We start from the raw sequence: 15,622 nt of genomic DNA on the forward strand, positions 1-15,622 counted from the left end.
CCCTACAGCAATAACTCTGGAGGAAAAATAACTTTTTTTAAATTTATTCAAAACCTCCTGGTTTCTCTTGTTTATGTCTATCAGAACAATCCGTGTGCGCTCGCGCTGCGAGTGCCACTCCAATTTCTGCCACAGGCGATCGACTCATATCCGAAATTGTACGGTGTCAAGATGATTATTTTGATACTCCTAGCCTTGGTGTTGACGATCTGTTCCCTATTGACACAGGTTTTGGTATTGTTACCTATGGGTCTATCTGGCTGGCTCCACTTCCCTAATTGGCTGAGCCTGACCTTGATTTTGCTGGCTATTTCTTGGTGCTTGGGGGATTAGTCAGCAGTTAGCATTCATGAGTTATTAGTTATTAGTCAAAAACTAATTATCAATGATTCCGCTTCCCCCAACATCGAGGCCCGAGCCTCCCCGGCCTGATGATGTATACTTCACAATTGACAATCAGGAATCTAAAATCTAGGACTTGACATCTACCTATAGAATGATGCAACGACAATTTTATTCGATCTCAGGATTTCATTCTTCTGACAAAACCCTGGGGGAAACTCCTAAAAAACAGGAGCGTCCGATACACCGGGCGATCGTGTTAATGCTGGTGGCAACCGGTTTGCTGGGCCTGCACGCTAGTCGGCTGGTGGAATTGCAACTGGTACAAGGGAAGCAAAACCGGGAACGAGCCGAAAACAATCGCGTTCGCCTAGTGCCAATGCCGGCGAATCGCGGACACATTGTCGATCGCAACGGCAAGCTGCTAGCGGCGAACAATTTAGCTCGATCGGTATATTTGTGGCCGAAAGAACAAACGCCGGAAGAGTGGAAAGCGACAGCAGAAAAGTTGAGTCCGCTGGTTAAAATTCCGGCCAAAGAAATTTTACAAAAATTAAAACAGGTAGATCCTCTATCCTACAGGCCGGTGCGGATCAAGCAAGCGATGCCGCCAGAGGTGTTTGTGCCGCTAGCAGAACAGGTGGGACAAATGCGGGGAGTGGAAGTTCGGCCAGAAGCGAACCGCTACTATCCCGAAGGCAGTTTGGCGGCTCACGTTCTCGGATATATTGGCGAAGCTACCGCAGCAGACTTGGAAGATCACCCGGAATATCCGATGGGGATGATTGTGGGTCAGATGGGCATAGAAGCGAGTTCTAACAAGCAGATTGCGGGAGTTTGGGGCGATCGGCTGATCGAGGTAAATGCCCAAAATCAAGAATTGCGGCTGATGGGAGAGACACCGCCCAAACCGGGCGAGGCGGTGCAGCTAACCATAGACTTGTCCATGCAAAAAGCAGCCGAAAAAGCCTTGGGGAACCGCCGGGGGGCAGTAGTTGCCCTGGACGTGAAAACCGGCGCGGTATTAGTTATGGCCAGCCACCCGACTTTTGACCCCAATCTGTTTACGCGAAAAATCACTAAGGATGACTGGGCAACTCTTCAAGACCAGGAAAATTCATTTTTGAATCGGGCCATGCAAGGCTATCCCCCCGGCAGCACTTTTAAAATTGTGACTTCCGTCGCGGGCATGGAGTCGGGCAAGTTTTCGCCGGACTCAATTCTCGGTACTTCGTCTTACATTACTGTGGGGGGAATTGATTTTAACGAACACAGCGGCGGTTACGGCTACATAGGCTTTCGGGATGCCTTGGCTTTCAGCAGCAATACGTTTTTTTATCAAGTGGGGATGAGTACGGGGCCGGAGCAAATTTCTAAGTGGGGACACCGCTTGGGAATTGGCAAGGATACGGATTTGAATCTTTTGGGGCTAAGCGGTGGCAATCACGGTCAAATCCCGACGCCGGAGGAGAAGGAGAAAATCTATGAAGAACCTTGGTATGCGGGTGATACAGTAACGATGTCGATCGGCCAGGGGTTGGTGTTGGTGACTCCTTTGGAGGCGGCGGTGATGGTGAGTTCGATCGCTAACGGCGGCTATCGGGTGAAGCCTCATCTTTTGACTTCTATGACCGGCACAGCGGAGACTAAACGGGTACAGACGGGGATGAAACCTTCAACAATTCAGGTGGTTAAGGAAGGGCTGATCGCGGTGGTTGCCCAGGGTACGGGACAGGGGATGAATGACGGTACGATTCCGCTGACGGCGGGCAAAACAGGGACTTCGGAGGTTATTGGACAGCAGGATCACTCTTTGTATGTGGCCTTCGGGCCCGCTGAGAAGCCGGAAATTGCGATCGCCGTGGTTGTGGAAAATGGCGGTTATGGTTCTGTTGCCGCTGCCCCGATCGCGAAAGAGGTGTTTCAAGCTTATTTTGGGCAACCGAAAAAGGTGAAGAAGCCAGTAGTTATTAGTCCTTAGTTATTGCGAATGGGGAATTGGGAATTGGGAATTGGGAGTAGTTTCTTGTTCTTCCTTCCTTCTTCCTTCTTCCTTCTTCTTTCTTCCTTCTTCCTTCTTCCTTTTTTCTTCCTGACATCCGTTACAGAATCCGTTGCCGAACTTCCTTCTTCCTTCTGATTAATGACTACTGACTACTGACTAATTCAGCCGCATAAATATTGTAGCTTTGCGAATTCCTGTTATTTCTCCCGTACTGGTGACAGTGAGCGATCGCAAGTGGTCGAACAACGGTCTTGCCGAAAGTTCAATTAACCTCAACAGCGGGATTTGTTTTTCCCAAATTGTCCTGCTGGATGGCCAGTCTAAATAAAAATAGCCGTCGTTAGATGGCGGTAGCGGTTCAATGCTGGTTTGAAAATCTTCATTTACAACTAAAGAGCCTGTTTCGGCTGCTTCTAGTGCTGCGTCCATTGCTTCTACTGAAGTGGTGAAAATTTCGTATTTGCCGACGGTGGCTCGGACTCCTTTTGCCTGGGTTTCGATCGCACTTTTTCTATTACTTTCTTTTCCATAATTCTGGCTCGTTGTCAACTGCGTCCAAGCGGTAATTTTCTGGTTTCTGAGAGTGAAGCTGCCAATGCTGTATTCTTTGCTGCGGGCAATTTCATCGAGTTTCTCGATCGCCTTTGGGGAATCAGCAGAGTTTTCTGCGGCAAAAATCCAGTCGGCACTATTTGACGAATTCGGAAGCACTGCTAAAGCGTATTCTCCTTGTACCCAGTCAAATATATCCTGCGGCAGGTTGACGCCCCAAACTTGCTGAATATCTGCCAGGGTGCGATCGACTAAATTTGAGACTTCAGCGTTAGCTGACACCGCCGATGACAAATCAGCCCAAAAATTCTTTAAATCGGTGCTTGCGACCGCGAGAGGACTGGCTGAGGGAATGTACTGCAAGGCTTGCACAGGTTCGGAGAGTGTTGGAGAAGCTGTGTTTTCTCGTGATGTCACTAAAGCAGTTTGAGCCAGCAATCCCCGTCGGTTAACTCCGACAGCAACTGCGAGAGAATTAAGAGAAACTTGGGTATTTTGCTCGGTTCCTGACTGCGGGAGATTGACAAATGCTAAAGCGATTCTGCCTTGAGTTAGCTGCTGCAAAGCTTTTTGATATTCTGGGGTATTATTGAGATTTATGTTGGCTGATTCAACGTTATTAATTGCATCTCGAATCACATTCTGGCTATTGGCAAATAAAACAAAATTTTGGTTATTACCCGAATTTAAGTTACCGCCGATGGCTGCTGTTGCGAAGCTGGATGGCAACTTTGAATTCGGCAGAGAAAACGGGTTAAAAGGCGAAAGCGAAGCAATTTTTTTCTTGGCTGTTGGTGCTTGTTTATAATTAATTTTTACGCCTTTATATAGTTCCGAATGAACTGTTTTATCTGCCCGAGATTGTTTGCGCCAGTAGGAGTCGAGAAATTGTTGGCTGCGATCGACCTTTTGGGAGGAAACGGCCAGCAAAAACCCGGCTTGTTGACCGTTGCTGCTGTCGCCATCGAAATCTGGCGTTGTGACGGCGAGGGTAATTTCGTCACCTATCCAAGGTTGGATATCTCTACTGTAATCGAGGCCTGTACTGGCGAGGAAACTTTTTTTGATTTGATCAAATTCCGCGTGCGATCGACTTCTTTCTTCGGGAGTGGCAAAAACTTGCCGCAATGCTTCGAGGCGATCGGGATTTACCAGCATTGATGCTAACAAAGGTGCTTGTTTCGAGACAAACACAGCCGCAGCCGGAGTAGTTGTCGGCCCGCCGGCGAGCAAATTCAGGGGAGTGTGAGTTGTCAGCCAGTAAAAACCGCCGGCACTCAAGCCTAAGAGTGCCAAGACGCCAGCAATGAGGAAAGAAAAGAACGATCGCAACTTCATACAACAAGGACTAATGACCACAGTCTATTATTAACTAGAGTAGCGCATGACCGTAGCTGTCGGCAGATACTTTTTGTGCTGTTCGCAAAAAAAAGAATCAATTAAAATATTCTCAAGCTTTAAAACCCAAGTAAAATGCTAACAATATCAACTGCCGCCGAACAGCGAGTTTTACTGCAAAATATCAGTTGGCAATTATATGAAAGCCTGCTAGGGGAACTGGGCAACAAACGTTCCACCAGAATTGCTTATTATCAAGGTCAATTAGAAATTATGGTGCCGCTACCGGAACATGAAAACCGCAACAGGCTGATCGATCGCTTAATTGTAACTCTCATCGAAGAACTCAATCTGGAGTACAATCCCTTTGGCTCGATGACTATTAAAAAACGCCAAAAAGCAGCGGGAAAAGAACCAGATTCATGCTATTATATCCAGAATGAAGCACTGGTCAGAGGGAGAACAGAATTAGACTTTGCTCAAGATCCGCCGCCCGATTTAGCACTAGAAATTGATATTACCAGCAGTTCCTTAAATCAATTCGATTTATATGCAGATTTAGGCGTACCAGAAATTTGGCGGTACGACGGAACAAGCATCAAGTTTTATCAATTACAAAATGGCGAATATGCGGAGTGCAATTATTCCCCGGCTTTCCCGATCCTACCGACTGCAAAAGTTGACGAATTTATCGATCGCTGTCAAACTACAGGCGCAACCGCAGCAGTGCGAGAATTCCGGGAATGGGTCAATCGATTTTAGATTTTAGATTTTAGATTTTAGATTTTAGATTTTAGATTTGAAGCATTCACCCCACGAATAAATTTGGGGGGCAAGTTTCATCGGATACAGGTTTTTTATTTCTCCACGGATGAATCCGGGGGCTTGTATCCTGGATGCTTTCGGTAAAAAATCAGTAATTGTGTAGTCTACCAGGGCACTCCTCGCGCATCGGAAAAATCGGCATCTATAACCGCCCCCGGATCGAATACAGCATCAGTTAAATCAGCTTTTCTAAACGAGGTTATCGACAATTTTTCTATTTCCTCAACAGCGATAAAAAAGCCGATCGCAGTTAACCCAAGAATTACCCCAGAAACCAAAAATAAGACAATTCCCCTGATAGTATCTCCGCCAAAAAATGTCACAATACCGCTAGCCCCGATCGCAGCAGCAGCCCCAGCCACAGCCCCCGCCACAATTCCAGCCTCGCCCCGAGTCGCAGCAATCGCCGTAGCAGCCGTTCCGGCCACAGCCACAGCCCCCGCATCCGCCCCGCCAATCAGTCCAGTCAAAGCCCCAGCCGTCGTCACTGTCACCGCAGTTACCCCAGCCCTAGCAATCAAATTTCTCACCCGCCTGCGGCTTTGTCCGGTTCTGACACCCTGAAAATTTGCCCCCCTCAAAATCGCCCCGGTGAAATTGCAGCCTCGAATGTCGCAACCGCTGAAATTCGCCCCTGACAAGTCAAGCCCTTTAAAAGAACGGTTCCGCAAGTTTTGGTTAGCAAAATTGAGATTTCGAGGTAAAGTCATTCGATTTTAGATTTTAGATTTTAGATTTTAGATTTTAGATTCACAACCCAAAGACCTAGGATTATAGATTTTAGATTATAGATTTTAGATTAACCAAGCACAGGGCATTTAGAATAAAGCCTGTGGTTTATAACGAGTTTCCATGTCTCCCATCTCCGAATCTCCATTTTCCCCCGAACAAATTGCCGGTGAAAGACTCACACCTGAAGAATATGAAGAAATCGTTCAGCGTCTCGGCCGCCATCCTAATAAAGCTGAATTGGGAATGTTCGGCGTTATGTGGAGCGAACACTGCTGTTACAAAAATTCGCGACCGCTATTAAAACAGTTTCCCACAGAGGGCGATCGAATTCTCGTCGGGCCCGGAGAAAATGCCGGCGTCGTAGACTTGGGAGAAGGCTTGCAACTCGCCTTCAAAATTGAATCCCACAACCACCCGTCAGCAGTCGAACCTTTCCAAGGTGCAGCAACCGGTGTCGGCGGGATTCTCCGCGATATCTTCACAATGGGTGCACGCCCGATCGCACTTTTAAATTCCCTGCGTTTCGGCAACTTAGACGATGCTAAAACTCAGAGATTGTTCAAAGGCGTAGTATCGGGAATTTCCCATTATGGAAATTGCATCGGAGTACCTACAGTTGGCGGCGAAGTTTACTTCGATCCTGCTTATTCCGGCAACCCATTAGTTAACGTCATGGCCTTGGGTTTAATGGAAACTCAAGAAATCGTAAAATCCGGGGCATCCGGCATCGGAAATCCCGTGCTTTACGTCGGTTCAACTACTGGCAGAGATGGCATGGGAGGAGCAAGTTTTGCGAGTGCCGAATTGACAGACAAATCAATGGACGATCGCCCCGCAGTCCAAGTAGGAGATCCATTTTTAGAAAAATCCTTAATTGAAGCTTGTTTAGAAGCATTCAAAACCGGTGCTGTTGTCGCCGCCCAAGATATGGGCGCCGCCGGAATCACCTGTTCGACATCAGAAATGGCAGCCAAAGGCGGCGTCGGCATTGAATTCGATTTAGACAAAGTTCCCGTTCGAGAAAGCGGCATGATTCCCTACGAATACCTGCTTTCAGAATCCCAAGAACGGATGTTGTTTGTGGCCCAAAAAGGACGCGAACAGGAATTAATCGATATTTTCCACCGCTGGGGATTGCACGCGGTAGTAGCGGGTACAGTGATTGAAGAGCCGATCGTCCGAATTCTATTTAAAGGCGAAATCGCTGCCGAAATTACCGCGACTGCTTTGGCAGATAACACACCAATTTATCACCGAGAATTGTTGACAGAGCCGCCCGAGTATGCTAAAAAAGCATGGGAATGGACGGCGGATTCGCTGCCACAATCCACAGTTACAGGTATCGAAATTAACGGCAATTTCCAAACTTGGAATCAGATTTTGCTGACGCTTTTAGATACTCCCACCATCGCTTCTAAACGCTGGGTTTATCGCCAATACGACCATCAAGTGCAAAACAATACTGTTGTTTTACCGGGAGGCGCTGATGCTGCGGTTGTCAGATTGCGTCCGCTAGAACCCTGCCAATCTTCCCTTGCTGAAGGGGTAGAAGTACACCCCCTTGCTAAGGGAGATCTGCAGAGAGAAAATGCTATTTCTCTAGCTTCCGAAAGCAAACAGGAAGAAGAGGTAATTCCTCTATTTAAGAAAGCACAAGGTAGGGAAACTCCAAAAATTTCTCCCCCCCTTAGCAAAAAGGAAGCGCCCCTGGGGATGATTCCTGGAGTTGCTGCAACGGTTGATTGCAATTCTCGTTATGTTTATCTCGATCCTTATGAAGGTGCAAAAGCAGTCGTAGCGGAAGCAGCGAGAAATTTAAGCTGTGTGGGTGCTGAACCTCTGGCAGTTACTGATAATTTGAATTTTGGCAGTCCTGAAAAGCCGATCGGGTATTGGCAGTTAGCGTCAGCTTGTCGCGGAATTGCTGATGCTTGTCGGGAGTTGGGAACGCCTGTTACTGGCGGCAATGTTTCTCTTTACAATGAAACGGTTGATGCTGAGGGAAATCCTCAACCAATTTATCCGACTCCGGTAATCGGAATGGTGGGGTTAATTCCCGATTTGAAGAAGATTTGCGGCCAAGCTTGGCTAAAGAAAGGTGATTTAATTTATGTGCTGGGAATGGGGGAATCATCCCAACACTCAGAACTTTCATCTGACAGGTCAAAAATCGAAACTTCTCCTACTTTGGGAGGTTCGGAATATTTAGCGGCAATTCACGGGATTGTCGCTGGGAAACCGCCAAGGATAGATTTTGAGTTAGAAAGAAAAGTGCAATCGGTTTGTCGCGATGGTATTCGGCAAGGTTGGGTAGGTTCTGCCCATGATTGTGCGGAAGGTGGAATTGCGATCGCCCTCGCGGAATGCTGTATCTCTGCTAAAATGGGTGCGGAAATTCATCTCAGCTTTAATTCGGCAAATGTCGGCCGCTGGGATGAAATTTTGTTTGGTGAAATGGGCAACTGCATTGTAGTTTCAGTCGCCCCGAAAAATCAAGGCATTTGGGAGTCTTACCTGCAAGAACATTTGACTAAAATGTGGCATAAAATCGGTTTAGTTGCCGGGGCTGAATCACCTTTGCGGGTTTTGAGTGCTGATAATCAAGTGTTACTTGAGGTTGGGATGAGTGAGATGGGCGATCGGTTCTATAATGCGATCGAGCGTCGGATTGCATCTGTCTAATCGCAGTCCATACAAAGGGCTGTTGAAACCGCGTCTACACAGACGAAACCCGCCGACGCGGGTTGCATTTCTTGAGTCCGCGAAGGCGGACTTTGTTTGTGTAGAAGCGATTTCAATCGCCGTTTCAATTTCCGTGTCAATCCCCCAATTAATCGCCGTGTCAATCACCCAATTCCTCTATATAATATGAACAATATTATTCATAAAATAAATGATTTGCTGTATCAATCCCGACTGTCAAAAACCTGAAAACCCGGATGGACAAACATATTGCATCAGTTGTGGCGTTAAACTCGTACCCATCCTGCGAAATCGTTTCCGCACGCTCAAATTCCTCGGTAAAGGTGGCTTCGGCAGAACCTATTTAGCAGAAGATATTGATAGACTAAATCAACGCTGTGTCGTTAAACAATTAGCACCAAATGTCCAGGGAACGTGGGCGATTAGCAAAGCGGTAGAGTTATTTCAGCAAGAAGCCAGACAACTGCAACAGCTAGGACAACATCCGCAAATTCCATCACTAGATGCCTATTTTGAAGAAGAAAACTATTTGTATCTGGTACAGCAGTTTGTCGATGGAGATAATTTGTTGACGCTTTTCCAAAATCAGGGAATTTGGCAAGAAAGCCAAGTTAAGCAACTATTACTCGAACTTCTACCTGTTCTCAGGTTTATTCACACACAAAAAATTATTCACCGAGATATCAAGCCTGAGAATATTATGCACCGTCGCAGCGACGGTTTGTTAATGCTGATAGATTTCGGAGTTTCCAAACAGTTGTCGGGAACAGTGATATCGCGACAGGGAACGCAAATTGGTTCGCATGGTTATGCACCCCTTGAACAAATGAAAGGGGGTGAAGCTTATCCAGCCAGCGATTTTTTTAGCTTGGGGGCGACGGCATTTCATCTACTGACGGGGGTACATCCTTATTATTTGTTCCTAGAAAAAGGTTATAGTTGGACTGCAAATTGGCAGCAACATTTGAAGAGTCCCATAGATAAGGGATTGGAATTGATTTTATCTAAGTTGTTGGCAAAAGATATCCAGCAGCGCTATCAATCAGCAGAGGAAGTTTTAATAGATTTTCAAAGTCAGTCAACGCCCAAAAATAGCATAAATTTACAAAAAATAGACTTTGAAGTGGTAACAGTTGATGTGCGGGGTAATATAACTAACCGCCAACAGCGTCAAGCACAATTTTTCAGGGAAAATTTAGGTAGCGGTGCAATCTTAGACATGATAGCAATTCCTGGCGGCCGTTTCGTGATGGGTTCCCCCCATACGGAAGTAGGGAGCTCTGACAGTGAAGGGCCACAGCGTACCGTTAATATCTCTCCTTTTTTTATGGGTAAATATCCAGTTACTCAAGCACAATATCAAGCCGTGATGGGGAATAACCCTTCTCATTTCAAAGGTTTTTTGAAAAGCAAACAACTCCCTGTAGAACAAGTTACCTGGAATGCTGCTGTGGAATTTTGCCGGAAACTTTCTCAAAAAACCGGCAAGATTTATCGCTTACCTTCGGAAGCCGAATGGGAATATGCTTGTCGCGCCGGAACAACAATGCCTTTCTATTTTGGCGAGACAATTACCCCGGATTTAGTTAATTATGATGGCAATAATCCCTACGGTTCTTCGCCCAAGGGACTTTACCGCAAACAAACAACGGATGTGGGGATTTTTCCGCCGAATCCGTTTGGTTTGTATGATATGCACGGGAATGTTTGGGAATGGTGCAGCGATCGCTGGCATGATAACTATAGCGGCGCACCGACTGACGGAAGTTCTTGGGAAACTGGAAGGGATAATAACCGAGTGCAGCGTGGTGGTTCCTGGGACAACGATGCGGTCCATTGCCGTAGTGCCAATCGTAACTACGCCTCGGCGGACCTCAGGTGGGGGTACAGGGTTTTTCGCGTTGCGGTAGCGTCGGTTTCTTCCTCGTCCTAGTTTTCCCGGCGAGGACTCTTCTCTGCTCTCTAGCCCTTTAGCGGGTTGAAGGCGTAGGGTGCGTAGTGCGTCGCCCGAAACAATCTGCAAGTTCGATCGACTATTTCACAGCGACGTACCACAAATTAGTAAGATGCGTCGCCCGAAACAATCTGCAAGTTCGATCGAGAATCTCGCAGCGATGCACCCTACAAATTAAACTGAAAAACTTATCTGCTCCGTGCTATTTCCATAACTTGCCACGCCAAAAATGACTTTACATGGCCGCACAGATTCCGATGATGATATAGTAGGTCAATTTTATGAAAAAGTCAAGATCGATCGCGCTTAAATTTTAATATTTGAAAAAGCCAGTGAAGCAATTTTGTAATTCATTTCCCGTTGCACGATCGCCTATCTCTTAGTCCCCCTCTGCTGAGACTAAAGTGTGTATAGAAGCGATTTCAATCGCCCGATCGCGCCCAATCAATCGCCCCATTGCCCGATCGCCCGATCGCGCCCAATCCATCGCCCCATCGCCCACCACTCATCAAGGTTAATATAGGATCGGGGGGCGATCGATACTACAATGCCATTAAACGCCGCATCGCTTCTGTCTGAAATGTTACACGAGTTGGAAATAATGACAGATCCGTGGCAAGATTAAGGGAATGTTAAGTTATGCGACGCTTTCGCAAACAAGATTTTCCGCTGAAACTGTCCCCCTAACCCACCTTCCCCATTAGGAACCCACCCATCTATGATTCCCAACCATTCCTTCGCGGCTGACGAGCATTCTAGTAAACCCGACAAGCCAGAGGAAGCTTGCGGCGTTTTTGGTATCTACGCACCGGGTGAAGATGTAGCCAAGTTGACGTACTTCGGTTTGTATGCCTTGCAGCACCGGGGTCAGGAATCCGCAGGGATTGCCACCTTTGACGGTGAAAAAGTCTACCTGCACAAAGATATGGGACTGGTTTCCCAAGTCTTCAACGAATCGAGTTTAGGTCACTTGCCCGGTAACTTAGCCGTAGGCCACACTCGCTACTCTACTACCGGCTCGTCGCGGGTTGTCAACGCTCAACCTGTTGTCGTCGAAACTCGTTTGGGAAGTCTGGCACTGGCACATAACGGGAATCTTGTCAATACTAAAGAATTGCGCGAAGAGTTGATGTCTCGCAATTGCGAGTTTGTGAGCACGACGGATTCAGAGGCGATCGCAGTGGCGATCGGTTCCGAGGTAGACAAGGGCAAAGACTGGCTGGAAGCAGCGATCAGTGCCTTTGGTATGTGCCAAGGAGCCTTTAGTTTGACGATCGCCACCCCCAAAGGCGTGATGGGAGTCCGCGACCCTCACGGCGTCCGCCCGCTGGTAATTGGCATCCTCCCCACAACTCCGGTACGGTACGTTTTAGCTTCGGAAACTTGCGGCTTGGATATTATCGGTGCTGAATTTTTGCGGGACGTAGAACCGGGAGAATTAGTTTGGATTACAGAGGAAGGTATGGCTTCCTTCCACTGGAGCCAGCAGCAGAAGCGCAAACTTTGCATCTTTGAAATGATCTATTTTGCTCGACCCGACAGCCAGATGGAAGGTGAAAGTTTATACAGCTACCGGCTGCGGATCGGGCGTTTGTTGGCAGCAGAATCTCCGGCTGAGGCTGATATAGTTATCGGCGTTCCCGATTCTGGAATTCCGGCGGCGATCGGCTTTTCTCAAGCTTCCGGCATTCCTTACGCCGAAGGATTGATTAAAAACCGCTACGTCGGGCGCACTTTTATTCAACCGACTCAGACAATGCGGGAGTCAGGAATCCGCATGAAACTCAACCCTCTCAAAGATGTGTTGGAAGGAAAGCGAGTAATTATTATCGACGATTCGATCGTGCGCGGCACTACCAGCCGCAAAATCGTCAAAGCCTTGCGGGATGCGGGCGCTACCGCAGTTCACATGAGAATTTCCTCGCCGCCGGTGACTCATCCGTGTTTCTACGGGATCGACACCGACAATCAAGATCAGTTGATTGCTGCTACTAAGTCAGTCGCAGAAATCGGCGCCCAAATTGGGGTAGATTCTTTGGCTTTCTTGAGTTGGGATGGAATGCTGAAGGCGACTAACGAAGACCCGATGAGTTTTTGTTCGGCGTGTTTCACTGGTGATTATCCGATCGACGTTCCAGAAATGGTAAAACGGTCTAAGCTCATATTAGAAAAAGCTGGTACCTAGAAAATCAAAAAGCGAGAAAGCGATCGCCCGTCACTTTCCGCGATTTATGGATTTTCAAGTTTTTCTGGTAAGTCATTGCCAGAATGTGTGTAGAAATGTTACATTAACTTAGCTGTAGCAATAATTGCAGAATTTGTGAACAGTAGTGAACAGTCGGGTGGGTAGAACTTGTGTGAAACCCAACACTCCGATTTTAGATTGGTGATTTGAGATTTGATATTTGTCCTTCAATCTAAAATCGCCAATCTAAAATTGATGGGTTTTTCCCTACACTCTCGTTCACAATTCCTGCTTGAAGCGCTGTATGCTACCTGCAGACTGGAGATAGTTCCTCCAGATGTCCACTCTCAGATTGAAGTCGCATTTCGCACCAACAACGGGCACATGAGATTTTTTCAGATAACAGGGTCGATCGCACTAAATTTTCCCACACAAGTATTCCGCAAGCCAACTTGCTTGAGAATCGCGGACGGGCTATTCATGCGAACTAAAGAACTTTAGAAACCCTTGCAGAGTAAAAACATGGCTCCTTGCAGTTTGAATGTTACCTCACCTGCATAGGGATACAACCCCCCGACATGAGTCGGGGAGAGCCAAAAAGTTTAGATCTTAGTTTAAGCCCCCAGATTCATCTGTGGAGTGAATCTAAAATCTAAAATCTAAAATCTAAAATCGATTGACTGTTAAAAGAAGGCGGAATGCGGTTTCTCAAGTCAGCTTAAATCGGAAACTTCGTGCAATCAAATACTGTTCTCAATCCCCCGAGCAATCAAGGCTCATCCTCTCGTACAACAGAGTTACCTTTTACTCTTGCTGATATCAAATCAGCCATTCCAGCCCACTGTTTTGAACCCTCGGCATGGAGATCTCTGGCTTACTTCTTTTTAGATCTGGGAATTATCGCAGGTTTGTATGCGATCGCCTACACCGTCGATTCCTGGCTCTTTTACCCAATCTTTTGGTTGATGCAGGGAACCATGTTTTGGGCATTGTTTGTAGTGGGCCACGACTGCGGACACGGTTCATTTTCTAAGAGCAAATGGCTCAACAACCTGATCGGACACCTCTCCCACGCTCCAATTCTCGTGCCCTTCCACGGTTGGCGGATCAGTCACAGAACCCACCACGCGAATACAGGCAGCTTAGATAACGATGAAAGCTGGTATCCCGTGTCGGAGAGCCATTACGAACAAATGCGCTGGTACGAAAAGCTGGGACGCTTCTATTTGATGTTATTTGCCTACCCAATTTATCTGTTTCGCGGATCGGGCGTTCGGGCAGGTTCTCACTTCATGCCCGGTAGCCAGCTTTTCCGTCCCTCCGAAAAATGGGATGTGTTGACGAGTTCCGCATCCTTGGTACTGATGGTAGGCTTTTTAGGTGCCCTAACCTATCAGTTTGGTTGGCTGTTTTTACTCAAGTTCTACTTGGTTCCCTATGTAGTGTTCGTGATGTGGCTGGATTTGGTAACATACCTGCACCACACAGAAGCCGATATTCCTTGGTATCGCGGTAAAGATTGGTATTTCTTGAAAGGTGCATTGTCTACGATCGATCGCGACTACGGAATCATCAATTCCATCCATCACGACATCGGGACTCACGTAGCCCACCACATTTTCTCGACGATGCCGCACTATCACTTGAAGGAAGCAACGGAAGCCATCAAGCCAGTGTTGGGCGATTATTATCGCAAGTCAACCGATCCAATTTGGAAGAGCTTTATTCGCTCTTACTGGGATTGTCATTTTGTCTCGGATACAGGTTCTGGAATTTGCTACGAATCGCCTAGCACTCGGCGATCGGCTGAAGTTAAGTAGCTTAAATAAACAATAGAATATGCAAAAACCCGGCTTCTTAAAGAAACCAGGTTTTTCTTTTTTGCGCGTGTTCGATCAGATGTTCCACATCTGGAGGGGTGACAAGCCGCCCTGGAGGGGTTGTCACCCCGCCAGCGATTTTTCCACCAAAGCTTGTATTACTGCTTCAGCCCTCGCAGTCCAACCAATAATACCGCCTTGGGCGCGAATCATATCGATCGCGCTCTGTTTAAACTGTGGAAAGTAGCTGGCTGTAGCATCCTCAACGAGTAAACCTTCAAACCCCCTATCGTTAGCCTCGCGCATAGTTGTTTGAACGCAAACCTCAGTCGTGACTCCAGTAAAAATTAGGTGAGTAATCGCTTTTTCACGAAGTATTAATTCCAAATTAGTGTGATAAAAAGCGCCCTTGCCTGGTTTATTAATTACTATTTCATCAGGCATAGGTGTCAATTCTGAGATAATTGAATTGCCAGGTTCACCCAAAATTAAAATTCGTCCCATTGGGCCTCGATCGCCAATTTTAAGTTTACTTTGACCCCGCTTTTGCTTAGATGGAGGACAATCAGAAAGGTCAGGTTGATGACCTTCAATAGTGTGAACAATAGGGAGATGGCGATCGCGAAATGCCTCTAACAACTGCTTTACCGTTGGCACGATTGCCTGTAGTTGGCTGACATCATTGCCTAAAGCTTCACCAAATCCCCCAAGCTCCAAAAAGTCTCGCTGCATATCGATGATAACCAAAGCCACACCGCCAGAGACTGGCAGTTCATAATCATAAGGTTGGGCAGATATTAAGACCATAGCGATATAGGTTTTTCCCAAATTACTAGGACTATGCAGCCAGCTTGGCTGACAACACTGTGGTTACTGTTAGGGGGGTTAATGACAAAGGTTCCGGCTTGGTGTTCGCCATTCTGGTCAGTTTGCGATCCAGTTAGTACATAAATATGTTCAAAACCAGTATGCGTGTGCCTTGGGACACTTGCTCCCGGCTCATACCGCAGTAGAGCAGCAGCCGATCCACTTTCGTTGTCACCATAAAGTCGGTAGATTTCAACCCCATCACGAAATGGTTGCCAAGGCAAGTTATTCTGCCACGTCGCGATATTAGGTAGATCCTTAAGGATCAAAGCTTGGTTCAGTAGTTCAGTCATAGGTAT

The 15,622-nt window shown here is 47.0% G+C and carries 11 protein-coding genes; 6 read left to right on the top strand and 5 right to left on the bottom strand.

Going from position 1 to position 15,622, the window contains the following annotated elements:
- The first annotated feature begins 496 nt into the window (after window positions 1-496).
- Window positions 497-2,323, top strand: coding sequence for a penicillin-binding protein 2 (gene mrdA / locus E5S67_RS03875; protein WP_172185673.1), 1,827 nt, complete (start codon window positions 497-499; stop codon window positions 2,321-2,323).
- Here mrdA and E5S67_RS33945 read toward each other — a convergent pair.
- Complete coding sequence (locus E5S67_RS33945) at window positions 2,313-2,441, bottom strand: hypothetical protein (protein ID WP_281363518.1); 129 nt, start codon at window positions 2,439-2,441, stop codon at window positions 2,313-2,315. The two genes, mrdA and E5S67_RS33945, sit on opposite strands and share 11 nt — an antisense overlap.
- A 62-nt stretch (window positions 2,442-2,503) precedes the next feature.
- Entirely contained in the window at window positions 2,504-4,258 is a 1,755-nt protein-coding gene (locus E5S67_RS03880; protein ID WP_343045287.1) for a DUF3352 domain-containing protein, read from the bottom strand.
- A gap of 114 nt (window positions 4,259-4,372) precedes the next feature.
- On the opposite strand from E5S67_RS03880, the gene E5S67_RS03885 reads away from it, so the two are divergent.
- Complete coding sequence (locus E5S67_RS03885; protein ID WP_172185675.1) at window positions 4,373-4,999, top strand: Uma2 family endonuclease; 627 nt, start codon at window positions 4,373-4,375, stop codon at window positions 4,997-4,999.
- Between the two features lie 167 nt (window positions 5,000-5,166).
- Here E5S67_RS03885 and E5S67_RS03890 read toward each other — a convergent pair whose 3' ends face one another.
- Entirely contained in the window at window positions 5,167-5,772 is a 606-nt protein-coding gene (locus E5S67_RS03890; protein WP_172185677.1) for a pentapeptide repeat-containing protein, read from the bottom strand.
- Window positions 5,773-5,914: 142 nt separating this feature from the next.
- On the opposite strand from E5S67_RS03890, the gene purL reads away from it, so the two are divergent.
- The 4 genes from purL (at window position 5,915) to E5S67_RS03910 (ending at window position 14,456) form a co-directional block, all read left to right on the top strand.
- Window positions 5,915-8,476, top strand: a complete 2,562-nt coding sequence (gene purL / locus E5S67_RS03895; RefSeq protein ID WP_172185679.1) for a phosphoribosylformylglycinamidine synthase subunit PurL — start codon at window positions 5,915-5,917, stop codon at window positions 8,474-8,476.
- Window positions 8,477-8,687: 211 nt separating this feature from the next.
- Entirely contained in the window at window positions 8,688-10,430 is a 1,743-nt protein-coding gene (locus E5S67_RS03900) for a bifunctional serine/threonine-protein kinase/formylglycine-generating enzyme family protein (protein ID WP_172185691.1), read from the top strand.
- Window positions 10,431-11,169: 739 nt separating this feature from the next.
- Window positions 11,170-12,636, top strand: a complete 1,467-nt coding sequence (gene purF, locus E5S67_RS03905; RefSeq protein ID WP_172185693.1) for an amidophosphoribosyltransferase — start codon at window positions 11,170-11,172, stop codon at window positions 12,634-12,636.
- 734 nt (window positions 12,637-13,370) lie between these two features.
- The gene (locus E5S67_RS03910; protein ID WP_172185695.1) at window positions 13,371-14,456 is read left to right on the top strand and encodes a DUF3474 domain-containing protein; all 1,086 of its coding nucleotides are present in this window, start codon (window positions 13,371-13,373) and stop codon (window positions 14,454-14,456) included.
- Window positions 14,457-14,579: 123 nt separating this feature from the next.
- Here the strand turns inward: E5S67_RS03910 and E5S67_RS03915 are convergent, their stop codons facing one another.
- Entirely contained in the window at window positions 14,580-15,263 is a 684-nt protein-coding gene (locus E5S67_RS03915) for a cysteine hydrolase family protein (protein WP_172185697.1), read from the bottom strand.
- Window positions 15,254-15,616, bottom strand: a complete 363-nt coding sequence (locus tag E5S67_RS03920) for a cupin domain-containing protein (protein WP_172185699.1) — start codon at window positions 15,614-15,616, stop codon at window positions 15,254-15,256. The genes E5S67_RS03915 and E5S67_RS03920 overlap by 10 nt, the downstream gene beginning before the upstream one ends.
- Window positions 15,617-15,622: the final 6 nt, after the last annotated feature.

It is taken from the genome of Microcoleus asticus IPMA8, assembly GCF_013179805.1.
GTDB classification, from domain to species: Bacteria; Cyanobacteriota; Cyanobacteriia; order Cyanobacteriales; family Microcoleaceae; genus Microcoleus; species Microcoleus asticus.

Excerpts from the sequence above, each read along its gene's own strand:
- mrdA (WP_172185673.1), top strand. The coding sequence starts at position 497 with ATGATGCAACGACAATTTTATTCGATCTCAGGATTTCATTCTTCTGAC.
- E5S67_RS33945 (WP_281363518.1), bottom strand. The coding sequence starts at position 2,441 with ATGTCAGGAAGAAAAAAGGAAGAAGGAAGAAGGAAGAAAGAAGAAGGA.
- E5S67_RS03885 (WP_172185675.1), top strand. The coding sequence starts at position 4,373 with ATGCTAACAATATCAACTGCCGCCGAACAGCGAGTTTTACTGCAAAAT.
- E5S67_RS03890 (WP_172185677.1), bottom strand. The coding sequence starts at position 5,772 with ATGACTTTACCTCGAAATCTCAATTTTGCTAACCAAAACTTGCGGAAC.
- purL (WP_172185679.1), top strand. The coding sequence starts at position 5,915 with ATGTCTCCCATCTCCGAATCTCCATTTTCCCCCGAACAAATTGCCGGT.
- E5S67_RS03900 (WP_172185691.1), top strand. The coding sequence starts at position 8,688 with ATGATTTGCTGTATCAATCCCGACTGTCAAAAACCTGAAAACCCGGAT.
- purF (WP_172185693.1), top strand. The coding sequence starts at position 11,170 with ATGATTCCCAACCATTCCTTCGCGGCTGACGAGCATTCTAGTAAACCC.
- E5S67_RS03915 (WP_172185697.1), bottom strand. The coding sequence starts at position 15,263 with ATGGTCTTAATATCTGCCCAACCTTATGATTATGAACTGCCAGTCTCT.
- E5S67_RS03920 (WP_172185699.1), bottom strand. The coding sequence starts at position 15,616 with ATGACTGAACTACTGAACCAAGCTTTGATCCTTAAGGATCTACCTAAT.